The 24,880-nt window shown below is 36.3% G+C and carries 19 protein-coding genes; 14 read left to right on the top strand and 5 right to left on the bottom strand.

Annotated features, from left to right (window positions below; genetic code table 11):
* The first annotated feature begins 6 nt into the window (after positions 1–6).
* From VBZ51_RS03025 to tsaB, 7 genes are all read left to right on the top strand, one after another.
* Positions 7–1,125: an efflux RND transporter periplasmic adaptor subunit gene (locus VBZ51_RS03025; protein ID WP_416576017.1), complete on the top strand. Its 1,119-nt coding sequence runs from the start codon at positions 7–9 to the stop codon at positions 1,123–1,125.
* A 92-nt stretch (positions 1,126–1,217) separates the two neighbouring features.
* Positions 1,218–1,919, top strand: a complete 702-nt coding sequence (locus tag VBZ51_RS03020) for an ABC transporter ATP-binding protein (protein ID WP_058104323.1) — start codon at positions 1,218–1,220, stop codon at positions 1,917–1,919.
* On the top strand, positions 1,912–3,141 hold the full coding sequence (locus tag VBZ51_RS03015; protein WP_058103923.1) for an ABC transporter permease: 1,230 nt from the start codon (positions 1,912–1,914) through the stop codon (positions 3,139–3,141). The genes VBZ51_RS03020 and VBZ51_RS03015 overlap by 8 nt, the downstream gene beginning before the upstream one ends.
* 1 nt (position 3,142) lies before the next feature.
* Positions 3,143–4,399: an ABC transporter permease gene (locus tag VBZ51_RS03010; RefSeq protein WP_058103922.1), complete on the top strand. Its 1,257-nt coding sequence runs from the start codon at positions 3,143–3,145 to the stop codon at positions 4,397–4,399.
* 42 nt (positions 4,400–4,441) lie between these two features.
* On the top strand, positions 4,442–5,566 hold the full coding sequence (locus tag VBZ51_RS03005; protein WP_416576016.1) for an efflux RND transporter periplasmic adaptor subunit: 1,125 nt from the start codon (positions 4,442–4,444) through the stop codon (positions 5,564–5,566).
* Positions 5,567–5,632: 66 nt separating this feature from the next.
* Positions 5,633–6,973, top strand: coding sequence for a TolC family protein (locus VBZ51_RS03000; RefSeq protein ID WP_416576015.1), 1,341 nt, complete (start codon positions 5,633–5,635; stop codon positions 6,971–6,973).
* A gap of 79 nt (positions 6,974–7,052) precedes the next feature.
* Entirely contained in the window at positions 7,053–7,733 is a 681-nt protein-coding gene (gene tsaB, locus VBZ51_RS02995; protein ID WP_416576014.1) for a tRNA (adenosine(37)-N6)-threonylcarbamoyltransferase complex dimerization subunit type 1 TsaB, read from the top strand.
* Between the two features lie 51 nt (positions 7,734–7,784).
* On the opposite strand, the gene VBZ51_RS02990 is transcribed toward tsaB, so the two are convergent.
* The 4 genes from VBZ51_RS02990 to VBZ51_RS02975 form a co-directional block, all read right to left on the bottom strand.
* Positions 7,785–8,609, bottom strand: coding sequence for a mechanosensitive ion channel family protein (locus VBZ51_RS02990; RefSeq protein WP_416576013.1), 825 nt, complete (start codon positions 8,607–8,609; stop codon positions 7,785–7,787).
* 72 nt (positions 8,610–8,681) lie between these two features.
* Positions 8,682–10,736, bottom strand: coding sequence for a thioredoxin domain-containing protein (locus VBZ51_RS02985; protein ID WP_416576012.1), 2,055 nt, complete (start codon positions 10,734–10,736; stop codon positions 8,682–8,684).
* Positions 10,737–10,803: 67 nt separating this feature from the next.
* Entirely contained in the window at positions 10,804–11,004 is a 201-nt protein-coding gene (locus tag VBZ51_RS02980) for a dodecin family protein (protein WP_036151958.1), read from the bottom strand.
* Positions 11,005–11,075: 71 nt separating this feature from the next.
* Positions 11,076–11,987, bottom strand: coding sequence for a NifU family protein (locus VBZ51_RS02975; protein WP_071341283.1), 912 nt, complete (start codon positions 11,985–11,987; stop codon positions 11,076–11,078).
* A gap of 123 nt (positions 11,988–12,110) precedes the next feature.
* On the opposite strand from VBZ51_RS02975, the gene VBZ51_RS02970 reads away from it, so the two are divergent.
* The gene (locus VBZ51_RS02970; protein ID WP_348360271.1) at positions 12,111–13,133 is read left to right on the top strand and encodes a type IX secretion system membrane protein PorP/SprF; all 1,023 of its coding nucleotides are present in this window, start codon (positions 12,111–12,113) and stop codon (positions 13,131–13,133) included.
* A 48-nt stretch (positions 13,134–13,181) separates the two neighbouring features.
* On the opposite strand, the gene VBZ51_RS02965 is transcribed toward VBZ51_RS02970, so the two are convergent.
* Positions 13,182–14,357, bottom strand: a complete 1,176-nt coding sequence (locus tag VBZ51_RS02965; RefSeq protein ID WP_416576011.1) for a vWA domain-containing protein — start codon at positions 14,355–14,357, stop codon at positions 13,182–13,184.
* 202 nt (positions 14,358–14,559) lie between these two features.
* Between VBZ51_RS02965 and VBZ51_RS02960 the strand changes: the two genes are divergently transcribed.
* The 6 genes from VBZ51_RS02960 to VBZ51_RS02935 all read left to right on the top strand — a co-directional run bounded on the left by VBZ51_RS02960 (position 14,560) and on the right by VBZ51_RS02935 (position 24,876).
* Complete coding sequence (locus VBZ51_RS02960) at positions 14,560–16,761, top strand: histidine kinase (RefSeq protein WP_416576010.1); 2,202 nt, start codon at positions 14,560–14,562, stop codon at positions 16,759–16,761.
* Positions 16,758–17,489 (top strand): LytR/AlgR family response regulator transcription factor, encoded by a 732-nt coding sequence (locus VBZ51_RS02955; RefSeq protein WP_416576009.1) that lies wholly within the window; start codon positions 16,758–16,760, stop codon positions 17,487–17,489. Before VBZ51_RS02960 ends, VBZ51_RS02955 begins: the two co-directional genes overlap by 4 nt.
* Positions 17,490–17,496: 7 nt before the next feature.
* Positions 17,497–18,006, top strand: a complete 510-nt coding sequence (locus VBZ51_RS02950) for a gamma carbonic anhydrase family protein (protein ID WP_416576008.1) — start codon at positions 17,497–17,499, stop codon at positions 18,004–18,006.
* Positions 18,007–18,082: 76 nt separating this feature from the next.
* A complete protein-coding gene (gene fabD, locus VBZ51_RS02945) occupies positions 18,083–18,970 on the top strand; it encodes an ACP S-malonyltransferase (protein WP_416576007.1) in 888 nt (295 codons plus the stop codon).
* Between the two features lie 156 nt (positions 18,971–19,126).
* Positions 19,127–23,887: a Calx-beta domain-containing protein gene (locus tag VBZ51_RS02940; RefSeq protein WP_416576006.1), complete on the top strand. Its 4,761-nt coding sequence runs from the start codon at positions 19,127–19,129 to the stop codon at positions 23,885–23,887.
* 8 nt (positions 23,888–23,895) lie between these two features.
* Positions 23,896–24,876 (top strand): type IX secretion system membrane protein PorP/SprF, encoded by a 981-nt coding sequence (locus VBZ51_RS02935; protein WP_074672054.1) that lies wholly within the window; start codon positions 23,896–23,898, stop codon positions 24,874–24,876.
* Positions 24,877–24,880: the final 4 nt, after the last annotated feature.

Below are 24,880 nucleotides of genomic sequence, written 5' to 3'. Positions count from 1 at the left end.
CATAAAATGAAAAAGTCAACAACTATTATTGTACTCTTATTAATTGTTTTCGCCTTTGGTGGATCAATGTTCTATCTCTATTCCAAGAATGCAGAAGACCCTGTTGTTTATTTAACGGAGGAGCCCTCTAAACAGACCATTATCAAAAAGACCATGGCTACGGGCAGTATTTTACCATTGGAAGAAGTGTTGATCAAGCCAAACATTTCTGGTGTTATAGAAAAGATTTTTGTGGAAGGTGGAGATTATGTGAAATCTGGAGATCTATTATGTACAATAAAGGTAGTGCCTAACCTTAGTGCGCTAAATGATGCCAGGAATAATATAGATGAAGCCAAAATTAATTTAGATGATCAATTGCGAAATCTAGAACGCCAAAAAGGATTGTTTTCTAAAGGAGTGATTTCAAAAGTAGATCTGGAACGCGCCCAGGTTAGTTACGATCAATCTAAACAATCATATGCCGCCGCAAACAAACGCTATGATATAGTAAAGACCGGTACAACCTCTGGTTATGGTAATGCTGCAAATACACAAATAAGGGCAACGGTCAATGGTATGGTTTTAGAAGTGCCAGTAGAGGTAGGTAATCAAGTTATAGAAAGTAATAATTTTAATGAAGGGACTACCATAGCCGCTATCGCTGATGTTGATAAAATGATTTTTGAGGGCAAAGTAGATGAGTCCGAAGTAGGTAAGATAAAGGAGAATCTGCCTCTTGAAATAACTGTAGGAGCCATTGAGGATAAAACTTTTGATGCTGTTTTGGATTACATAGCCCCAAAGGGAAACGAAGAAAATGGTGCCATACAATTTGAAATAAAAGGAACATTGAAGAAACAAGATTCTGTATTTATTAGAGCTGGGCTAAGTGCTAACGCATCCATTATTTTGGCACGTGCAGATAGTGTTTTAGCCGTAAAGGAGGCTTTGGTGCAGTTTGATGACGAGACTAAGAAACCCTTTGTTGAAATAGCTACCGGTGATCAACAATTTGAAAGACGAGATATAGAACTTGGAATTAGTGATGGTATTCATGTTCAAATAAACTCTGGTATAAATGAAGGCGAGAAAATTAAGGTTTGGAACGAGATAAAGCCCGATGAGCTTGCCGATAATGAATAATATTAAAAATATATTTTAATTGATGTAACAAATTTATGACTGCATAGTCTAATGATTAGACAATGTAAAAATTGTTCAAAACAACAACCAACATGATTCAAATAAAAGATCTTCACAAGTCCTATAAAATGGGCAAGAATTCACTTCACGTTCTAAAAGGCATAAATTTTAATGTTGAAGAAGGGGAGTTGGTAGCTATCATGGGTTCTTCCGGTTCTGGTAAATCAACCTTGCTAAACATTTTAGGGATGTTGGATAGTTCTGATTCCGGTGAGTATATATTGGATAATGTTCCAATCAAAAATCTAAATGAAACCAAGGCAGCTAGATATAGAAACAAGTTTTTAGGCTTTGTTTTTCAATCTTTCAATCTGATCAATTATAAAAGTGCTGCAGAGAATGTTGCATTGCCATTATATTATCAAAAAGTTCCAAGAAAAGAGCGTCAAGAAAAGTCACTTAAATATTTGGAGCAGGTTGGTTTAAAAGAGTGGGCAGGTCATTTACCAAGTGAGCTGTCAGGTGGTCAAAAGCAACGTGTTGCCATTGCTAGGGCATTGGCGGCAGAACCCAAAGTGTTGTTGGCAGATGAGCCAACCGGTGCGTTGGATAGTAAAACTTCTTATGAGGTTATGGATCTAATCCAGAAAATTAACGATGCCGGAAATACTATTTTGATAGTAACGCATGAACCCGATATAGCAGATATGTGCAAGCGTATTGTTCACTTAAAGGATGGGGTGATCATTGAGGATAAGAAAATAGAACAAGTTAGAGCCGAGCAATATGTTTGATAGAGACATTTGGCAAGAAATATATCATAGTATTAGCAACAACAAGCTTAGAACTTTCTTGACGGGATTTTCGGTTGGTTGGGGAATATTTATTCTTGTATTGCTATTGGCTTCGGTAAAAGGCATGCAGAATGGTTTTACATTACAGTTCAGTGATGATGCTACAAATTCCATTTTTGTGAGGACCGGTACTACATCTTTGGCTTATGGCGGATTTGAGGCGGGTAGAAGAATTCAAATGACCAATGATGATATTGAATATATCAAAAGAAGCTTTCCAAATGACATTGAATATATAAGTCCTAGGGTTTATCAAAATACATCGGCACGCTATAAAAGTGAAACTGGTAGTTACAATATACAAGCGGTTTACCCGGATCATCAAGCTATAGAAAAGACCATAGTCAATAAAGGTAGGTTCATCAATACCAATGACTTGATCAATGCGTCTAAAGTAGCTGTAATAGGAAGAAAGGTAGAAGAAGATTTGTTTAAGAACGAAGATGCTATAGGAAAATTCGTTGAGTTCAACGGTTTGCCTTTTAGGGTCATCGGTACATTTACAGATGATGGTGATGACAACGCAGAACGCAATATCTATGCGCCAACCAGTACCTACCAGAAAATGTACGGTCAAACAGACCATATTGATCAAATTGCATTGACCTATAACCCAAATTATGATTTGACCGAGGCTTTGGCTTTTTCAGATAGATTGGAAAATGTTTTTAGAAGAAGGTTCAAAATTGCACCACAAGACCAAGCGGGCATTAGAATATTTAATTACGCAGAGGTTTTTGAAGACATCAGCAACTTTACGGGAGGTTTGGACATTGCGGTAATCATCGTGGGGCTTTTAATCCTATTGTCAGGTATTGTAGGTATCGGTAATATCATGGTGTTTATTATTAAGGAACGTACCAAAGAGATCGGAGTACGTAAAGCTTTGGGAGCAGAACCTTGGTCCATTATAAAATTGGTGTTGTTCGAATCTGTATTTATTACCGCTTTATCCGGATTCATAGGTTTAGGAATTGCAACAGGATTATTGGCGGCAATTGGTCCAAGTATTAAGACCGGGGCTTTTGCAAATCCGTCGGTTAGTATGTCTATGGTAGTTACCGCCACAGTAATATTGGTTGTAGCGGGCGTACTTGCAGGATTGATTCCGGCAATGAAAGCGGCGAAAGTGAAACCAATTGTAGCATTAACGGATAAGTAGTATGTGGATATTTGATAGAGATTTATGGTCAGAGATTTTTGCCACATTGGGTAAGAACTTGTTTCGTACTTTTTTGACAATGCTTGGTGTAATTATAGCCATGATTATTTTGGTATTGTTGTTGGGTGGAGCAAACGGAATGAGTAACGGTTTTCAAAAGATTTTTGCAGGCACCGCATCTAACAGTTTGTTCGTGTGGAGCCAAAGTACTTCTGAACCGTATAAAGGTTTTGAGAGAGGACGAAGAATTCAGTTCAAGTTAGAAGATGCCACAATCTTAAAAGAACAAATTCCAGAGATAGAAGTGCTAGCGCCAAGAATTGAATTGGGTAGTCATAGGGGTGTTGTTACCGTATATAGAAACGGACTTACAAGTGGTTCATCGGTTTATGGTGATTACCCTAACATTGACGATATCATGAAAAAGAAACTGGTAGAAGGCAGGTTCTTGAACGAAAATGATATGACCGAGTCAAAAAAGGTCTGTGTTATTGGTGAAGAGACCTATAAATTGCTATTTGAAAAAGGAGAAAATGCAATTGGTGAAGATGTACGTATTAACGGGGTGTTCTTTAATATCGTTGGTATTTATAAACCAAATCAGAATATCAATATTGACGGTGAGAATTCGGTCTATATTCCGTTCTCTACATTTCAAAAAGCTTTTGGTTCCGGTGATAGAATGGGGTGGATGGCAATCTCTGTTCAGGCGGACACTAAGGTACCTGTAGTTGAAAGTCAGATAAAGAGATTGTTGAAGAACAAATATGATATCAATCCTACAGATGAACGTGCTATTGGCAGTTTTGACATGTCTGAAGTGTTTAACAATGTATCTGCCTTTACGGGTGTATTACAAGGGGTATCATTTTTTGTAGGGATCTTGACATTGCTTGCCGGGGTTATTGCCATTAGTAATATTCTTTTGATCACGGTTAAGGAACGTACCAAGGAAATAGGAATTAGACGTGCATTAGGTGCAACACCAAGTGTGGTAAAGAGACAAATTGTTTTGGAGTCAATAGTAATTACGGTATTCGCAGGGTTTGTTGGTTTTGCCATTGCAATAGGCTTTTTAGCATTGGCAAATAATATGATTGGCGAGAATAGCGATATGCCATTTTATAACTTAATGATCAATATTCCCCAGTTTATAGGTTCTTTTATTTTAATGGTAGGGTTAAGTGTTTTAATAGGTTTAATACCTGCGAACAGAGCCATTAGAATTAAACCAATAGACGCATTAAGAGAAGAGTAACAGACCAAATAATAAAAGTAAATAACAATCAAATAGTTGAGCATGAACAAGTATGTAAAGTACGCATTAATAGGAATAGCAGTTATAGGTATACTGGCTGCGGTAGTCTATTTTCTAAAGAAGAATAGCACTCCTTTAAAAACATATGAAACGGAAACCGTTGAAAAAAGAGATATTACCAATAAGGTTGTTGTTACCGGTAAGGTAATTCCGCAAGATGAAATTGAGATCAAGCCTCAAATTTCGGGAATTATTCAAAAGGTGTACTTGGAAGAAGGTGTTCAAGTAAAAGCGGGAGATTTGATTGCGACTATTAAGGTAGTTCCAAATGAGCAATCTTTAAACCAGGCCCGCGGTAGGGTCAATAATGCAAAAATAGCGTTGAACAATACCAAGATAGAGTATGACCGTAACAAATCCTTATTTGATAAAGGTGTGATTTCCAGTCAGGATTTCAATGCATTGCAACTACAATACGATCAAGCTACGCAAGAGTTGCAAAATGCGCAGGCAGATTACCAAATTATTAGAGTTGGTTCAGCTGGTGGGTCCTCTAGTGCCAATACGAATATTAGAGCAACTGTAACCGGTACATTATTGGAAATTCCTGTTGAAGAAGGCGATCAGGTTATTGAAAGTAACAATTTTAACGATGGTACTACCATTGCCTTTATAGCCGATATGTCTAAAATGATATTTGAAGGTGAGGTAGATGAGGCTGAAGTAGGTAAACTTAAAGTTGGTATGCCTTTAGAGATTAGCATGGGAGCATTACAAGATGAAAAATTCAATGCCAAATTAAAATTCATAGCTCCCAAGGGAGTTGAGGAAGAAGGTGCTGTTCAATTTAGGATAGAGGGAGATTTAGCTGTATCGGATAGTACAAATATTAGGGCTGGCTATAGTGCAAATGCTGCAATAGTTTTAGAAGAGAAAAAAGACGTGCTTTCTATTAAAGAAGCTTTGTTGCAATTTGATAAAGAAACCAACAAACCTTATGTAGAGATTGAAATAGGGGAGAATGAGTTTGAAAAAAGAGAACTTGAACTTGGCGTTAGTGATGGTATTGACGTGGAAATAATCTCTGGCATAGATGAAAATTCTAAAATAAAAATTTGGAACAAGCTTGAAGCCAAGAGTAATGACGATGCCCCAAATGAGGACTAAGAACAATCAATCAAATCAAAAAACGAATCGAACAACCTATTATTGGTTGGTTTAAAAAAGAAGAACATGAAAGTAAAAATCACGGGATTACTACTATTATTTTCTGTTGTAATAGGTACGGCACAACAAAAGAAATGGACCTTGCAAGAATGTGTTGCCTATGCTATAGAAAATAACCTAACGGTAGAGCAATATCAATTAGATCTTGAGAATGCTAAAATTGATAAGTCTGATGCAATTGGAGCACTTCTACCAAATTTAAATGGCTCTATAAGTGCTTCGGCAAATACAGGTCTTGCTTTAGATCCTACTACAAACAACTTAGTTTCGGCAACAATTTTTTCTGCTTCAGGTAATATGACCTCGTCCGTTACTTTGTTTGATGGACTTAGAAATTTTAATAGAATAGAAAGAGCAAAGCTGAACAGTATTGCCAATCAATATCGTTTAGACGATATAAAAGATGATATCAAACTTAATGTTGCCAACGCTTATTTACAGGTACTATCCAATAAGGAATCCTTAAAGGTTTTTAAAGCACAGTTGGCGGTTACTGAGCAAGATTTAAAGCGTACTAAGGAATTGGTGGAATCCGGTGTAGTAGCTCGTGGAGATTTGTTGGAAATTGAAGCAACTGCTGCAGGTCAAGAACAACAGATAATCAATGCCCAGAATTTGATATTGATTTCCAAATTAAATTTAGCACAGTTACTTAGTATAACCGACTATGAGAGTTTTGAAATTGCCGAAGAGGAGTTTGATATTCCGCCATCTGATATTTTAAATAATTCAGCGAAGGTTATTTTCAATACCGCATTGACTTTTAGAAATGATATAAAGTTGGCAATGTCCGGTGTAGAGCTGGCTCAAAAAGATTTAGAAATAGCAAAAGGAGAAAAATATCCTACGGTGGGTGCGTTCATTAACTATAACACTAGATATTCGGATCAAAACAATGATCCTTTTACAGGTGAGGCAATTCCATTTAAAGACCAGCTCTATATAAATGATGGTATTTCATATGGGGCGCAAATGAATATTCCTGTTTTCAATGGATGGAGCGTTAGAAATAATATCAAGCGATCTCAAATAAGTGTTGACTTGGCGCAGATTGAGTATGAAAGAACCAAACTGCAATTAGAGACCGATGTAAATCAGGCATATGTAGATGTAACCAGTTTTTATAAAGCTTATGAAGCGGCTCAAAAAACCTTGGAGGCCAGAAGTCTTGCGTATCAGTATTCAAAAGAGCGATTTGATGTAGGTTTAATGAATTCCTTTGATTTTAGTCAAGCTCAGGCACGAGTAGATAATGCTGAAGCAGAGGTGATTAGAACAAAATATGATTATATTTTCAGATTGAAAATATTAGAATTCTATTTTGGTATTCCAATTTCTTTAGAATAGATAAAAGTAATTTATGATTATTAAGCCTGTAGCATTCTAGTGTTACGGGCTTTTTCATTTTATGTAATACCTTTGCATTATGGGAATACTATTAAACCTAGAGACATCATCTACAAATTGCTCTGTTTGTGTTGCTGAAAACGGAGAAATACTAGCAATAAAGGAATTGAATTCTGCAAACTATTCGCATGCAGAAAAGTTACATTTATTTATTGAAGAGGTATTGCAAAAGGCTTCTCTAAAAATGGCAGCTTTAGAAGCAGTAGCGGTTAGTAAAGGTCCGGGGTCTTATACAGGACTGCGAATTGGGGTTTCTGCCGCAAAAGGCTTGTGCTACGCTTTAGGTATACCCTTGATATCGGTTTCTACTTTAAAGAGTATGGCCACGCAAATTAAAATTAAAGAAGATGAGGTCTTGATACCTGTTTTGGATGCAAGGCGTATGGAAGTGTATTCTGCAGTGTTTGATTCACTAGGTAATGAAATTAGGGAAACGAAAGCGGAAATCGTTGATGAAAACTCATTTAACGAGTTCATAAATGCTAATACTGTTCATTTCTTAGGAAGTGGAGCCGAGAAGATTAAAGAACTTTTTACTGACGAGAAGATAATTTATCATTGTGATGTTGTGCCATCCGCTAAAGAAATGGCTAGCCTATCTTTTGCTAAATTCAATGCGTCTAATTTTGAAGACGTAGCTTATTTTGAACCATATTATTTAAAAGATTTTGTGCTTCGGACCAAAAAGACAAAGGCATAAAAAAAAGCCCTTGATGTTTCAAGGGCTTTTTTAATGGTATTCATTATGTTATTAACCTTTCATTTGTGTAATAACACGTTGAGGGAACGGAATTTCAATTCCGGCAGCATCAAATCGATATTTTATTTCTTCCATAACATAGAAGTGTGCGGCCCAAAAATCTGCATTGTTCGCCCAAAAACGTAAGGTAAGATTTACCGAACTATCACCTAATTCACCAACATATACTTCAGGGGCTGGGGTTTTGTGTATGGTATCGCGATCATTACAAATCGCTAAAAGAATTTCCTTTGCTTCTTTAATGTTGGAACTATAGCCAATACCTACATCAATTTTATCCCTTCTGGTATCCAGAGCATTATAATTGGTAATGGTGTTGTTAGATAGTTGTCCATTGGGTATAATGGCAATCTGATTTCCAAATGTACTTACTTTGGTAGTGAAGATTGATATCTCCTTTACTGTTCCGTCTACTCCTTGGGCAGAAATAAAGTCTCCTATCTTAAATGGTTTGAATAATAGTATGAGCACTCCGCCCGCAAAATTGGCCAAAGAACCTTGTAGTGCCAAACCAATGGCTAAACCTGCCGATGCAAGTATTGCTACCAAAGATGTTGTCTGTACTCCTAACTGGGTAATGACCAATACGAACAGAATAATTTTTAAAGCAATACTGATAAAGCTTTGTGAAAATGATTCTAGGGCAAGATCATAATCTTTTCTGGCAAAGAACTTTCGGATCATTTTATTAATGAAACGTATAAGGTATGTACCCGCAATTAAAAGGAAAATTGCCCAAAGTAAACTTGGTAAAGCGGCCCATATCCATTCTATGGCTTTATCTGCATGTTCTTGTAAGTTTGTGATTTTATCCATCATTGAAATTTAAATTATTTGTAACGAACTTTCAGATATCGATGATTTTAGAAATAAAGTGGGGTAAATAAACTATGAGATGTTTGTAGTCAATAAATCTAAAGCCTTTTTTGGTTCTTCAACAGGCATTTGACAGCTTCCGTGATTACAAACATAAATAAGCGTTTTGTTCATTACATACCTATTCATCAATAAAGGTAAGTTGCTATTTTTTGTGTTTGAAGCCGCAAATATAACGTTTGGAAGATAGTTCTTCATGAGTGTTTTGCAAATAGGTTCAAAATTTTCACCGATAGCGACCATTTCAAAGAATTTCTGATCCATTAGTTGAGCCAAATGAAGCCAATTAGAATTATTTTGAGGGTTTTCTGTTATCGTAGACTTCATTGAGGTCATTATCTTGTTTAAGCGAATATCTAAATTATCCTCTGGAAAATACTTGGAGAGTTTATGTAGATTATGTGCCATAATAGAGTTGGAAGATGGTATTACATTATCTGCAATTTCCAAGGTTCTTCTAATAAGCCCATCTTCTTTGGAAGATGTGAAGTAAAAGAGTCCAGTTTCACTATCGGTAAAATGGTCTATTACGTATTTTGTAAGCCTTAAACTGTGGTTAAGCCATTTGTCATCATACGAAACTTCATAAAGACCAATAAAAGCCTCAATGACCGATGCATAATCTTCTAAAAACCCTTTAATGGTGCTATCTCCGTTCTTAAAATTACGATACAGTCCACCGTCGTCAGCAGACATTTTTTCAATGATGAATTGTGCATTTCTTAATGCGAGATCTAAATAGTGAGGATTCTCCAAGTACCTGTAAGCATCGGTAAGACCTTTTAAGGCAAGTCCGTTCCAAGCAGTCAAAATCTTATCGTCTAACCTGGGTTTGTTGCGTTTTTTTCTTTCCTTTTTTAATAAAACAAGGCATTGGGTTATAATTTGCTTCAACTCCTTTTTGGTAATGGAGTGCTTCATTGCTATGTTCAAAGCTTTGCCGTCTCTAATTAGCACATAGTTGTCTTCTTCCCAAAGGCCGTAGGAGTTTATATTGAAATACTCCTCGAAAATTTCAAAATCATCCTTTAGTATTCTTATTAATTCTTCTTTTTGCCAAACATAATACGCTCCTTCTACCAACTTGCCATTTTTGGTTAAACTATCGGCATCTAAAGAAGAGTAAAATCCATTGCTCTTGTCTAATAGCTCTTCTACTAAAAATGAAATGGTTTTCTCAACGGTACTTTTATAAAGTTGCTTGTTGGTAGCGGCATACGCATTAGAATAAAGACTAATTAATAGACCATTATCATATAGCATCTTTTCAAAATGTGGTACGTGCCACTTGGTGTCTACCGAATATCTTGAAAAACCACCGCCAACATGGTCAAATATGCCACCCCAAGCCATTCTGGTCAAGGTGGTGTTTACGTACTCATAAATAGTGTCATCATTATGGGAGTGTGCATAATGTAGTAAACAATTCATATTTGTAGGCATCATAAACTTTGGGGCTCGTTTGTATCCGCCTAAAAACGTATCAAAATAGTTAGACCAGTCCTGTATTATTTTTTCAATTTCGTTTGAATTAATGAGCTCGTCATTATCGGTTTTTGTAATTGAATTGATTTCTTTTAGACCTTGAGCCATATTTTCAGCATACCCTGTAATTTTATTAGGGTCTTCTATGTACAGTTTTTGAAGTTGGTTCAGTACTTGAATCCAATCGGTTTTTTTAACAAAAGTAGCTCCCCAAAAAGGCCTACCATCTGGTAGGGCCAAAATATTTAAAGGCCAGCCGCCGCTACCGGTCATCATTTGAAGTGCATCCATGTAAATGTGGTCAATATCTGGTCTTTCTTCCCTGTCTACCTTGATATTGATAAAATGGGCATTCATGGTTTCAGCAACCTCTTCATCTTCAAAGCATTCATGCTCCATAACATGGCACCAATGACATGCTGCGTAACCAATACTTATCAATATTAATTTATTCTCGTCTTTTGCCTTTTGTAAAGTGTTATCGTTCCAGGCTTCCCAATGAACAGGATTGTGGGCGTGTTGAAGTAAATAAGGACTACTTTCTTTAATAAGGTTGTTAGTATGCTTTTGTGAATGGGGCATTGTGTAAATATTTGATTTAAGGCAAAAAAAAGCGCCAAAAGGCGCTTTTAATATTGTAGCAAAATGGTTACTTCACTTCAAAAGTGATTTTAACATTTACTCTGTAATTTTTGATTTTTCCATCTTCAACGGTAGCGCTTTGCTCGTTGATATAAACCGATTTTATATTTTTTACTGATTTAGATGCTTCCGCAACTGCTTTTTTTGCTGCATCTTCCCATCCGTTGTCAGAATTTGCTAAAATTTCGATTACTTTTAAAACTGCCATAATTAATGATTTTTAGATTTCCTACAAGTTACAAAAATTGAAGGCACACTTTAATTCATTTAAATCGATAATTAGCCGTTTAAGGCAACTACCTCATTTACCTTGTCTCCCATCATATTTTTCAACATTGTTTCTATACCGTTTTTTAGGGTAAATGTAGAAGACGGGCAACCGCTACAGGCGCCTTGTAGAATTACGTTTACAGTTTTGCTGTCCGTGTCATAAGATTGAAACATAATATTTCCTCCATCACTAGCTACAGCTGGTTTTACATATTCTTCTAAAATATCAACAATCTCTTGTGAAGTTTCATCAAGCTCAACAGTACTTTCGGCAGTAATAGTTTCGGATACTTGAGCTTCAGCTCCTATAGCTTTGGCATTATCCGCTACAATTTGTTTTCCTTCGGTAATAAAATTTCTTATTACTTCTCGTAGTTCTACGGTTATATCATCCCATTCCGCAACTTCATATTTAGAAACAGAAACGTAATTTTCATCTATAAATACCTGTTTCACAAACGGAAATTGAAATAGCTCGGTAGCTAGTTTAGAATCTCTTGCTTCGTCTATATTCTTAAATTCGAATGCAGACCCTACTATTTTTTTACTGGCTACAAATTTCATTGTAGATGGGTTGGGCGTTACTTCTGCATATACGGTAACTGGTATGGGTTTGTCCATATCTTCCTCTATGACTATTGGCTCACCAGCATTTAAGTACTCAACTAGTTGTTGTGCTACTTCATCTTTTACATCTTCCCATTGAACAATATCGTAACGTTCCAATCCAATAAAATCTCCAGAAATATAAACTGTTTTAATAAACGGAAGATAGAATAGTTGTTGGGCCAACGGACTGTTCTTGGCTTCGTCAATATTTTTAAATTCGTAATTTTTTCGCTGTACTAACAAGTGGTTAGTTTCGAATTTTAATATATGTGGGTTGTTGGTTTTTACTACCGTGATTGAATACTCTTTCATATCTCAAAAATTTTAAGCAAAAATACAAAGGAAATCTTAGTTTGTAGCTACATAATAATGTTGAGGTTAACTCGTTATACACTTTATATTAGCGAAACTAAACCCTAGTTTTAATGTCCCAAGATGAAATACCATATTCTATTATTGTTTACCGTGCTTGTGATTGGTCTTAAATCAAATGCACAAGAAGGTATTCCTGTATATTTCGATTATTTGTCAGATAACTATTATTTGGTTTTTCCGTCCATGGCCGGTATTGGTGAAGGTGGAAAAATTAGGGCTACTGCAAGAAAGCAATGGTTCGATGTCGATGATGCACCTAGTTTGCAAACCATTAATGCCCATTTTAGGTTAGGTGATTCTCCAAGTGGTATAGGTGCAATAGTTTTTAACGATGCTAATGGCTATCATTCTCAAACCGGACTTAAACTTACATACGCTCATCATTTAAGAATGGGCGGTAATGATGTAAGACAGTTAAATCAACTATCTTTTGGTCTTAGCGGTACTATATTACAGAGTAGCTTGGATGAAACCGAATTTAGATCGGTAACTCCCGATCCTGCCGTTTCAGGTATCAAATTAAGCTCTTCTTACGCAAACGTCGATATTGGTGTTTCATACAATTATGGAGAGTTTTACGCGCATTTTGCGGTTACAAATGCATTGACCGGAAGCAAAAGAAATTTGTACTATAGGGATAGAAATGACAACCCAGATGAATTGGTAATTGATAATATTAGAAGGTTTTTAGTATCTGCAGGGTATATCTTTGGAAGAAGTGAATGGCAGTTTGAGCCATCAGTGCTTTTTCAGTTAACTGAATTTACCAAGGAGAAGAGTTTAGATATTAACGCCAAGGTTTATAAAGATGTAGATTTTGGTCGTATTTGGGGCGGACTCTCATATAGAAGAAGTTTTGATGGAGCTCAATATCAAGATGCAGGTTCATTTGGAGAGCAACGCTTACAGTTGATAACCCCTATAGTTGGTGCTAATTTTAAAAACTTTATGGTGTCGTATAATTATTCGTATCAAATGAATGATTATCGTTTTGATAATGGTGGGTTTCACCAAATTACCTTAGGGTATGATTTTGGACAAACAGAGCGTAAGTATGATTGCTACTGTCCCGCCGCTAATTAAAATAAAAAGGTCAGCTAGTTTGTAACGGACCTTTTTATTAAAATTGATTTACTCCCAGCTATAATTTTTTGATCGGGCTTGCTTTTTGATCGCCTTGATCATGGCATTTTCTAATTCACCTGATTTATCAGTGTTTTGATGTTCGGCTATATATGCTAAACGTTTAGAGTTATATTCTTGAATCTTTTTTTGTATCTGTATTCTTTCTGCTTTTTTAGATTCAATATAATCTTTGATTTCTTTTTCATTCTTGTTCTTCAACTCATTGGGTAATTGATCTTTTTCAACAGTACTAATTTCAAATTCCTCATCGGCATAGGCATCAACTAAGTCCCATTTTTTATTATTGTAAAGTCTTGAACTTTTGCTAACAGCTCTTTTAACGGCAATGGCTTCTTCCATCTCTAAAGCATTTTCATCTTGAACTTTCTGTGCCTGGTACTTTTCTCTTCCTAAAGTACCGTACGAAATATATGTGGTGTTCAATCTTGAATTGAGCTTGATTATGATGTCATCATAAGGAGTATTTATATGAACCACTTTTTTATTGTGATCAATAGCCATATACTCTCCTCCTGTTAATGAAGCCCCTTTTTTCCAATCTGTGTTTATGCCCAATTCGTAATTTCCACAAAAAATAGTGTTGACCGTAACCCCTTTTTCATTAGCATTGGTGGTCGCATTTCTATAATTATACCTTCCTTGGTCAAAAGGCTCGTTACCTGCAATGAAAATCATTCGTAGTAAATCTGGATTTTGGTTCCATGGTAATTGTTGTAGCGATGTTTGTAAAACTTTACCACAATATTCTTCACCACCGTTGGTGGTTAATGAGAAGAGTTTTTCAGAAATTTCATCAAGATCACTACTAAATCCAAGAACTTGTTGAATGTATCCTTCACTTGCTGAAAGATTGTCATTCCCATATTGATATATTGCAATTTGTAGGTTGGGTCTAGTGTCATTTCCGCATTTAGCCAAACTGAACTCGTTTACAATATCCCAAAGTTGAGACTTGGCTTGGTTGATTAAACCGTCCATGCTGTTACTTGTATCCAATAACAACGCTATTTGAACAGTATTGTCTTTTTTTGGTTCTAAAGGATTATTAGCGTGTGCAATTAGTTCAATTGGTTTTCTTCTTTCGTTAGTATTACAGGCATATACGCTAGATATGGTCAATAGTGCAATACCTATAGATCCAAGTTGTTTTAAGATTTTCATAAATTTCGTTTTAAATTCAAGACGAAACTAACCGCTAAGTTTTTCTTAGAATAATTGAAATGAGCGAAGGTGCCTTATGGCTTAGTAAAGTGGTTTAATGGGTTTGTTAACTTATGAATAATGCTAGATTAAGTGTGTGTTTTGCAATTACTTCATTTTTTAGTACCATAATTATCAGCTAAGTTTACCATAGTAATTGAGTATGAAAGATTATTGTATTTACATAATGGTTTGTTTGTTTTTGGGGTGGAACGTTGTCTATTCACAATCTCAAAACAATGCACTAAAATTCAATTTAAAAGGTAGGGTTGAGGTTAGGAGCACAGGACAACCAATTTCCGGTGTTTCTATATCAAATGATATGGGGGTGTTCGTGGTTACTAATGCCTTGGGAGAATTTGAAATTAAAACAAGAATTGGTGATCAACTCATAATTGAGCATCAGGATATTGAGACATTATGGTATAATGTAGAAAAAAATGATGATGTACTGATCTTGGTAGAAGGCTTTGAGTCTTCGGTTAGTGACAGGTCAAATTCACCGCCTGATATTTCTATAAGACATCAACAACTGTTAGATTCTGCAGAACACTACAAAGCCAAGGATATTGAAAAGAGTATTGACTTTGTGGCCCAATCTATAGCTTTATTGGGTAAAAGAGGGAGAAGGAAGGAATTGGCACGATCGCTTTCCAAACTTGGGGAGGTCTATCAATATCACAAGCAATTGGATTTAGCTATTGATAATTATGAAGATGCGATAGAGAACAATAAGACCATTGCCACATCTTTATTGTTGGGTAGGGCGTACAATTTAACGTCAAGATTCAATGAGACTATAGGTTTATTGGATCCGTTGTCGAAGGTAAAAACAATGCCGCCTTATCAAAGTGCAGTACTTTATGAACTATTAGGTGATGCTAAAAAGGGTAAGGGCAAAACCAAAGAAGCAATAGAGTTGTATAACAGAGGTCTGTTGATTGCCGAAAAAAATCAGAATACCTCAAAAATGATCGACTTGAATTCGAAATTGGCCGATTCATATTCTATGGATAACCAATCTATGGAGGCAGAGGCTTATTATGGAAATTCATTGGAACTTGCGGTACAATCAGCACCAAAAAGGGCATTGCAAGAAAAAGAAAAGGTAGCGGATTTTTACAATACTAAAAGTAGGTTCAATGAAGAAATCAATATGCGTAAAAACAGTTTACAGGAATTAAAAAGATTGAACGCGCCTAATGTTGGACTTAAAAAGCTTGAACTTGGAGATACGATAACATCACAACGAATAAATTATAAGATTGCAAATGCCTACATCTCTCAAGATAAGTACAATGAGGCTATTCCCTTTTTAGAAAAGAGTATTGTTGAGGCTGACTCAGATGATGATTTGGTGGTGCAAAAAGATGCCACAAGAAAACTGTCTGAAGTGTATAAGGTGAAAGGGGATTTTACCAAGGCCTTGGAAACTTACCAGACCTACGTGGCATTGGTAGATTCATTATATGTACGAAAAGAACAAGAAATCTCTAGGGCTAGTCGCTTTAATAGAGAGATAGCAAATGCTCAAAACCGACTTACGGGCTTGGAACAGGAGCGAGAACTGTCTCAAAGTAAATATGATTTAGCTTTAACGGAGCAAGAGCTGGTAAAGGAAAGTAATAAGAGACAACAGCTGGTTATCTACTCTTTAATATTTGGGTTATTATTGACCCTTTTGGCAGCCTTCTTCTTTTATCGAAGTAATCAACAACAGAAATTGGCAAATAACTTATTAGCCTTGAAATCATTGCGCTCTCAAATGAATCCGCATTTTATTTTCAACGCATTAAATTCCGTTAATAATTTTATTTCTAAAAGTGATGAGCGCAGTGCTAATAGATATCTTAGTGACTTTTCCAAATTAATGCGCTCTGTACTAGAAAACTCTGAAGAAGATTTTATTCCCTTAGAAAAAGAATTACAGCAATTGGAATTATATATAAAGCTAGAGCATTCTAGATTTGAAGATAAATTTGATTATCAAATTACCGTAGATGAGGCTGTACAGGTGTCGAAGTTTCAAATACCTCCAATGTTACTGCAACCTTACATTGAAAATGCCATTTGGCACGGATTAAGATATAGGGAAGAAAAAGGAGAGCTTTTAGTTACCGTTAAGGAGAATAGTAAAGACTCTATAATTATTTCAATCACAGATAATGGTATTGGAAGAAAGAAATCTGCAGAAATAAAAACCCAAAATCAAAAGAAACAAAAATCTAAAGGAATGGGTATTATTCAAAAACGCGTGGCAATATTGAATGATATGTATACCGATAAGGTGGATATTAAAATTTCAGATTTACAAGAGAACGGAACCGGAACTAAAGTTTTATTTATTTTAAAAAGGGAGAAATGAGCTTAAATGCAATTATAGTGGAAGATGAGGCTAATAGTAGGGAGATATTACGAAATTATATCTTTAAATATTGCCCTAGTGTTCAATTGTTGGGAGAGGCTTCATCAATTAAGGATGCTTTGACTTTAATTGGGAGTAATAGTTTGGATCTCGTTTTTTTAGATGTAGAAATGCCGTTCGGTAATGCTTTTGATTTACTGGATCAACTGCCCGATAGAACTTTTGAAACCGTTTTTGTTACCGCGTATGATCATTATGCAAAAGATGCTTTAAACAATCATGCTGCATACTACCTAACCAAGCCAATTAATATAGATGAACTGGTAAATGCAGTAGCTTATGTAGAAACTGTTCGTGAAAAAGAGGCAAGTTTGGAAGGAGAAGTGCTAAGTACAAAATCTAATGGGGTAGAGGGGAAATTGACTTTGCCTCAACAAGATGGTTTTCAAGTCCTGAATATTGCCGATATTTTGTATTGTAAGGCAGATGATAATTATACTGAAATTTACCTGTTGAACAAGAAAATATTAGTGAGTAAAACCTTAAAGTATTTTGAGGATGCATTAAAAAATTATCCTTTTGCGCGTGTTCATAAATCTTTTTTGGTGAATGTGAACGAGGTGGTGAAGTATAAAAAAGGTAAAGGGGGCAGCGTGGTGATGTCTAACGGAAAAGAAGTTATGGTGTCCGCTTCAAAAAAGAAAGATTTTCTATCATATTTTAATTAATGTACAAATGATAAAAGCGGTTAGGGGTAAAGAACCAATTATAGGGGAAGATTGTTTTATAGCAGAAAATGCAACAATAGTTGGTGAGGTAAGTATGGGCAAGCAATGTAGTGTTTGGTTCAATGCAGTATTAAGGGGAGATGTTCATTATATAAAAATGGGCAATAAAGTAAATGTTCAAGATGGTGCTGTTGTTCATTGTACTTATTTGAAGTCTCCAACAACTATTGGTAATAATGTTTCTATTGGGCATAATGCAATTGTTCATGGTTGTACCATTCATGATAACGTATTGGTGGGTATGGGAAGTATAATTATGGATGATTGCATTGTAGAATGTAATAGTATAATTGCAGCAGGAGCAGTTCTTACAAAAGGAACCCATGTGCCGTCTGGAAGTATTTTTGCCGGTATGCCCGCAAAGAAGATAAAGGATATTAGCCCTGAGCTCAGTTCAGGTGAAATTAATAGAATTGCAGAGGCATATACAATGTATTCAGGCTGGTTTAAAGAATAATCGTTGACTCAAAAAGAATTGGGGGTATGGCAATCTAGCTAAAATACGTACTTTTGATCCACCAAAACTAAAAGTTATGAACGCATATATTTTTCCTGGGCAAGGTGCTCAATTTGTTGGAATGGGGTTAGATTTATACGAGAAATACCCTATTGCAAAAGAATTGTTTCTTAAAGCCAATGATATTTTAGGCTTTGAAATTACAAAGGTAATGTTCAATGGTACTGCTGAAGGTTTAAAAGAGACCAAAGTAACCCAGCCTGCTATTTTCTTGCACTCTGTGATTCTAAGTAAGGTAATGGGAGATACGTTTAAACCAGATATGGTTGCAGGTCATTCTTTAGGGGAATTTTCTGCACTTGTGGCAAACAATACCCTTAGTTTTGAAGACGGACTTAAATTGGTATCGCAACGTGCTTTGGCAATGCAAAAGGCGTGCGAACTTAAGCCATCGACTATGGCTGCGGTATTAGGGTTAGAAGATGCTGTTGTAGAAAAAGTTTGTGCAGAAATTGACGGAATTGTTGTGGCTGCAAATTACAATTGCCCTGGTCAATTGGTTATTTCAGGTGAGGTGCCTGCTGTAGAACAAGCTTGTGAAAAGTTAAAAGAAGCTGGAGCAAGACGTGCATTAATGTTACCCGTAGGTGGTGCTTTTCACTCTCCATTAATGGAACCTGCTAGAGAAGAATTGGCTGCGGCCATAGATGATACAACTTTTTCAACGCCAAGTTGTCCTATCTATCAAAATGTTCCTACAACTGCGGTGCACAGTGCAGATGAAATTAAAAAGAATTTAATGTTGCAATTGACGGCACCGGTAAAATGGACACAAAGTGTGCAGCAAATGGTGCATGATGGTGCTACTATTTTTACAGAAATAGGTCCTGGTAAAGTATTACAAGGGTTGGTAAGAAAAATTGAGCCTTCGGTTACAACGCAATCACCGCAACTAACAGACTAGCCTTTGTTTCCTTAATATTACCATTTAACCCATAAATCCTTTTTTCAACTGTTTCTGAGAGGTTTACCTTGATTTTTTTGTAATATTGAGACCCTAATTTTTGGTTGTGAATGTAGAACTTTTATAATCATAATATGGGGTTTGATAAAGAATGCTATGAAAATAAGTATATACTATAGTCTTTTGAGTTTTCAGAATTCTAAACGATTTAAGCAATTTTTCTTTGTTTTTACATTGTTGGTTTTTGGGGTTTTCTCCCAAAGTGTTTCTGCGCAATTTGTATCTATTGAAAATGATAGAGATGCAACTGAAGGTAATATTTTACCTGGGAGATTTATAGTTCGCGTGGCTTCTCTTAGTTTTTCAGGGAATGTTACTGTCAATTATGATGTGATTTTAAGTAGTACAGCAACAGAAGGTTCTGATTTTGGAACTCTAAGTCGTTCGGTTCCAATAACTGTTGATTTTTTTGGGGGAGGTAGTGAGTATATAAATGTTAGTGTGTTAGATGATTTATTTGTAGAAGGGGAGGAAACGGTAATCGTTAAATTATCACCAAGTAATGATTATAATATTGATTCTGCAAATGACGAGGCAACTGTAACTATTGCAGATGATGATACTACAACTTTACAGATTAATAATGTACAAGCTACCGAAGGAAATAATTTAGTATTTGATATTAGTACTGATCAAGCTGTTGTCTATGAGCATACCGTAACAGTTGATTTTTCTGGCGGTACTGCAACTAAAGGTACTTTAGGGTTTACTGATCCGGACGATTATAATGGCGACCAACAAGAAATTACTTTTTTGCCAGGGCAAACATCTAAACAAATGGCAGTTGTTACAGGTAACGATACTCGAGTTGAGGGCAATGAAACATTTATTGCAACATTATCAAGTGATGATAATACAAGTGTAATTGCGGGAGATACGGGTACGGGTACAATTCTTAATAATGACCTTGCTCAAGTTACTGTTTTGGCAAATAGACCAAGTACCAATGAAAATGGCTCAGGAAACAATGGCCGATTTAGAATAGAGTTAAGTGAGGAGAATGATACGGGTGGTGCCTTAACTGTAGACTATGCCATTAGCGGTACCGCAACAGAAGGCGATGATTTTACCATTACCGGTAATGCCAATATACCAGACGGTTCAGATTTCACCAATCTTAACATTGCCCCCATAGATGATGCTTTAATTGAAGGTGATGAAACAGTAGTAATTACGCTGAACAGTATTAATAGTGCGCTTTATGAAATTGGAACATCTAATACGGATACTATTACAATAGTAGATGACGATGCTTTCGTAGCATCTGTTACTGCTACTGATGCTACTGCTGTAGAAGCAAATAACGTAACGAATACCGGGTTGTTTACAATCAGTTTGGATCAGGTAAATAATACTGGTAATCCAATTACAGTAAATTATACGATTGCAGGTACAGCAACATCCGGGTCAGATTTTTCAGCATTGAGCGGTTCCGCTATTATTGCAGATGGCAGCCAAGATGCAACGGTTTTGTTAACTCCCATAAATGATAATTTAGTAGAGAATGCTGAAACTGTAATTTTGAATCTGGCAACAGGAACCGGATACAATTTAGGAAATGCAGGTTCTGCTACTGCTACTGTTAACATAAATGATACCGATATTTTTGAAGCATCTATTGAATCTACGGATGCCACTGCAAATGAGAGCCCTCTTGGTGTTGGGGTGTTTACCGTAGATGTAGAGAAAGTAAACGCCACAGGGGACGATTTAGAAATTGATTACACAATTGGGGGAACTGCCGTTCAAGGTGATGATTATGCTAATCTTTCGGGGTCTGTGGTAATAGAAGAAGGGGAGAGCACAGGTATCATTACTATTACTCCTATTAATGATGATGACATTGAAAGTAATGAAACGGTGATCTTAACTTTGGTCAATGGAACGGGATATACTGTTGGTGGTCCAAGTAATGCTACTGTAGTCATTGTTAGTGAGGATACCAATGTTGCAGAAATTACAGCTTCAGATGGTACTGCGGCAGAGAGTAACAATGCAGTTTCACCTGGTGAATTTACAATTGGTCTTAGTGTTCCTAATAATACGGGTACCACAATGACCATTAATTATACTATTGCGGGAACGGCTGGTAATGGAACGGATTATACAGCTATAAATGCAAATGCGGTTAACATTCCAAACGGTCAGCAATCTGTAGAAATAGATATTTCGCCAATCAACGATGCAATTCAAGAAGGTACGGAAACTGTTATAATTACATTACAAAATGGTACTGGTTATTCTTTAGGTTCGGTTGCTACGCAATCGGCTACGGTTGAAATTGAGGATAATGACCAAGCGATATTGACAATTTCCAACGAATCATTAAATGAAGACGATGCTGCCGGTGAAATGGTTTTTGAAGTGGAATTGGATTTAGAGGTTATTGGTGGTACAACGGTTTCATATTCCTTTTTTGATGATACTGCAGAAGGTGGTGGTGTAGATTATACTGGTAACAATGGTTCACTTACTTTTGATGGTGATGCTGGTGAAATACAGGCAATTACGGTGCCTATAATTAACGATGCGGTTTTAGAAAACACAGAGACTTTTACGGTACAATTGGGGTTGCCAACGAATAATGTGCAACGCGCAAATGGAGGTACGGGTACCGGAACTATTCAAGATGATGATAACTGTGTGGCAGCGCCAATTTTAGACGAGTCTGTTTCAAATATTTATTGTGTTGAGAATGCTGGTGATCCTTTTTCGGCTAATTTATTTGATTATACTTCTAGTGCTGCACCTGCGGGAACTGTTTTAACATGGAGTAGGGTTTCCAATCCCTTAAATACGAATTCGCATTTAACCGTTGCAGAGGCTCAAGATGTTGATTTGCCAGCGTCTTATTATGGTTTTTTCTATGATGAAGATAATAATTGTGCAAGTGGTACTATAGAGGTACAAATTGTTCGTAATGTATTGCCGCAATTGACGGTTATTAATGATAATGAACGTTGTGGTCCGGGTACTTTATTATTAAGTGTTGAACCTAGTGATGGTGCCTCTGTAAATTGGTATGATTCTTTAGATGCTGTTACTCCGATCGCTACCGGTGAAACGTTTACGACGCCTTCATTGAATGCTACTGCTACGTATTATGTTGAGGCTACCGAGAATGAATGTACTACTGAAAGACAACCTGTAGTAGCAAGAATCGGATCTCAGGCTTCAGTCGGGACAGCAACAAATGGTTCTATATGTAATGTGGCAGCAAACGGACTTACCGCAATAGATCTAGATTCTAGGTTAAATGGTGCGGATCCTGGTGTGTGGATTTTTGTATCGGGTCCTGATAATATGACTATTAGCTCTACTAATGTTGTTGAGTTTGAAGGGGCTACTTCTGGTGCTTATGTATTTAGTTATACTACAACAGATTCTACGGCTCCTTGTGAAAACCCTACCGTAGAAGTTACGATCAATGTAAGCGATTGTGAAACTGATGACGATAATGATGGCTTATTAGGTGGTCAGGAAGTGGTTTTGGGGACTGACTCCAATGATCCTGATACTGACGGTGATGGTATTGAGGATGGTGAGGAAGTAGGTGATGATATCAATAACCCTTTAGATGAGGATGGCGATGGTATTATTGATGCATTGGACTCTAATACGGAAGATGCCGATAATGACGGGGTTAATGATCAACAAGATCCTGCAAATAATAATCCATGTATACCTAATAGATTTAATGGTAGTTGTGATAGCGATGGTGATGGTATTTCAGATTTAGATGAACAAACAAATGGTTCTGATCCAGATGATCCTTGTGATCCGGTAGCCACACCAAATTGCGATGCGCCTATAGATTTAGAAGTGTTAAAATCAGTGGATAATATTGATGCATTGGTTGGAGATACTATCGTATTTACCATTTTGGTCACTAACTTATCAGATAGAACGGTAAGGTCAATAGTAATTGGTGATTTATTGGAGCTTGGGTTCGAATTTGTGTCCGCTGATTCTGCCGATTATGATGAAATATCGGGTAATTGGAACATTCCAGAACTTGAAGCAGGTATTTCTGTTGAATTGAATATTACTGTTCTTGTCGCAGAACAAGGTCCGTACACAAATACCGCTGTACTATTAGAATCTATACCAACGGATAATAATCCTGATAATGATGAAGCTACGGTAGATTTAAGTACTGAGGCTCCAGAAGGTGTAGACCTAAGAATTTCAAAAGAGGCTAGACCGGATATGGTGTTAGTGGGAGATGAAGTTGAATTTGTAATCAGGGTAACCAATATTTCTGTATCTGATGTAGTGACAGATATTATTGTGAATGATCAAATATTACTTGAAAACGGGTTTATGTTTGTTTCGGCAGAATCTGATTTCAATGGTGTTTATGATGAGAATACCGGTAATTGGAATATTCCGGCTTTGGAAAGAGAAGAAACAGCAACTTTAAGGATCAGGGCTGTGGTTCCGGCTACAGGTACGTATACAAATACGGCAAATATCGTAAGGTCTACCCCAAGAGATAGCAATACGTTAAACAATGAGGCTACCGTTGAGGTTGAAGTGATTGAAAAAAGTCCGGCAGACCCAGGCTTCTTGTTCAACCAATTTTCTCCCAATGGAAATAATCAGAATGAGGTACTGCGTATAAACCGTACAGATCCTGAAACCGGTATTGATGTTGCCTTACATTATAAGATCAAGATTTATGATCGATACGGGAACTTGGTATTTGAAACGGAAAAAGTAAATGACGGTGATGTATGGGACGGTACCTATAAAGGAAAAGAAGTGCCAAAAGGAACTTATTTTTATATTATGAATTATAGTATCAATAACGGACCCGAAACATTGGATAAGGGTTGGATACAGCTTATTAGATAAAATAAATTATGGATTATAACTTTAATAAAACTAGTTATACTATTGCCTTAGTGCTATTTTCTCTGATAGGCTTTAATGCATTTTCACAGAAAGAACCGCAGTATACCCAATACATGTACAATATTGGTAGCTTTAACCCTGCTTATGTGGGTACGGTAGAAAACCCTGAGTTTTCTGGTTTGTATAGAGCTCAATGGATAGATATTCCCGGGGCACCCCGTACATTTCGTTTTGGTGCCAACCTTCCGTTTCAAAATGAAAAAGTTGGATTGGGTTTAAACATTGTTAGTGATCAATTAGGACCAACTACGCAAACCTATGCAGATGTTTCTTATTCATATCAAATTATGGTTACAGATGAGACTAAGCTTTCTTTTGGTATAGATGCAGGAGGTTCTTTTTTAAATGTTGATTTTTCGAAAGGAACTTTTGAAAATCCGGGTGAGAACCTTAATGATGAAATGTTAAGCAAATTTTATCCAACCGTTGGTGCAGGTGCTTTCCTGTATGCTGAAGATTGGTACTTAGGTGCCTCTGTTCCTAATTTTTTGACCGAAGGTGTGTATAATGATGAAGTATCATCTATAGTTGAAGACAAACTTCAATTTAATTTTATTGGTGGCTATGTATTTGAACTTTCAGATAATTTAAAGTTTAAACCGGCATTTTTGGTCAATACTATTGCAGGTTCACCCGTGAATGTAAACTTATCGGGTAATTTTTTAATTTCAGATGTATTTACAGCTGGTGCATCCTATCGTCTAGACAATGCATTCAGTGGTTTAGCGGGCTTTCAAATATCAAACCAATTGTTTGCAGGGTATTCTTATGATTACAATACAAACTTGTTAGGTGAGTTCAATAATGGTTCTCATGAAATAATACTAAAATTCTATTTAGGTAGACAAGGAGCAGCGAAATCAAAAGGAAGTGGTGACAAGAATGCGAAAGGAAAACCTAAACAAGTAGATTCACCACGTTTCTTTTAAATAG

The organism is Maribacter sp. HS (genome assembly GCF_048059195.1).
GTDB lineage: Bacteria > Bacteroidota > Bacteroidia > Flavobacteriales > Flavobacteriaceae > Maribacter > Maribacter dokdonensis.
This window is presented reverse-complemented; position numbering and strand designations above follow the sequence as displayed.

Excerpts from the sequence above, each read along its gene's own strand:
- VBZ51_RS02975 (WP_071341283.1), bottom strand. The coding sequence starts at position 11,987 with ATGAAAGAGTATTCAATCACGGTAGTAAAAACCAACAACCCACATATA.
- tsaB (WP_416576014.1), top strand. The coding sequence starts at position 7,053 with ATGGGAATACTATTAAACCTAGAGACATCATCTACAAATTGCTCTGTT.
- VBZ51_RS02990 (WP_416576013.1), bottom strand. The coding sequence starts at position 8,609 with ATGGATAAAATCACAAACTTACAAGAACATGCAGATAAAGCCATAGAA.
- VBZ51_RS02960 (WP_416576010.1), top strand. The coding sequence starts at position 14,560 with ATGAAAGATTATTGTATTTACATAATGGTTTGTTTGTTTTTGGGGTGG.
- VBZ51_RS02935 (WP_074672054.1), top strand. The coding sequence starts at position 23,896 with ATGGATTATAACTTTAATAAAACTAGTTATACTATTGCCTTAGTGCTA.
- VBZ51_RS02965 (WP_416576011.1), bottom strand. The coding sequence starts at position 14,357 with ATGAAAATCTTAAAACAACTTGGATCTATAGGTATTGCACTATTGACC.
- VBZ51_RS03025 (WP_416576017.1), top strand. The coding sequence starts at position 7 with ATGAAAAAGTCAACAACTATTATTGTACTCTTATTAATTGTTTTCGCC.
- VBZ51_RS03020 (WP_058104323.1), top strand. The coding sequence starts at position 1,218 with ATGATTCAAATAAAAGATCTTCACAAGTCCTATAAAATGGGCAAGAAT.
- VBZ51_RS02980 (WP_036151958.1), bottom strand. The coding sequence starts at position 11,004 with ATGGCAGTTTTAAAAGTAATCGAAATTTTAGCAAATTCTGACAACGGA.
- VBZ51_RS02950 (WP_416576008.1), top strand. The coding sequence starts at position 17,497 with ATGATAAAAGCGGTTAGGGGTAAAGAACCAATTATAGGGGAAGATTGT.
- VBZ51_RS03000 (WP_416576015.1), top strand. The coding sequence starts at position 5,633 with ATGAAAGTAAAAATCACGGGATTACTACTATTATTTTCTGTTGTAATA.
- fabD (WP_416576007.1), top strand. The coding sequence starts at position 18,083 with ATGAACGCATATATTTTTCCTGGGCAAGGTGCTCAATTTGTTGGAATG.
- VBZ51_RS03005 (WP_416576016.1), top strand. The coding sequence starts at position 4,442 with ATGAACAAGTATGTAAAGTACGCATTAATAGGAATAGCAGTTATAGGT.
- VBZ51_RS03015 (WP_058103923.1), top strand. The coding sequence starts at position 1,912 with ATGTTTGATAGAGACATTTGGCAAGAAATATATCATAGTATTAGCAAC.
- VBZ51_RS02985 (WP_416576012.1), bottom strand. The coding sequence starts at position 10,736 with ATGCCCCATTCACAAAAGCATACTAACAACCTTATTAAAGAAAGTAGT.
- VBZ51_RS02955 (WP_416576009.1), top strand. The coding sequence starts at position 16,758 with ATGAGCTTAAATGCAATTATAGTGGAAGATGAGGCTAATAGTAGGGAG.
- VBZ51_RS02970 (WP_348360271.1), top strand. The coding sequence starts at position 12,111 with ATGAAATACCATATTCTATTATTGTTTACCGTGCTTGTGATTGGTCTT.
- VBZ51_RS02940 (WP_416576006.1), top strand. The coding sequence starts at position 19,127 with ATGAAAATAAGTATATACTATAGTCTTTTGAGTTTTCAGAATTCTAAA.
- VBZ51_RS03010 (WP_058103922.1), top strand. The coding sequence starts at position 3,143 with ATGTGGATATTTGATAGAGATTTATGGTCAGAGATTTTTGCCACATTG.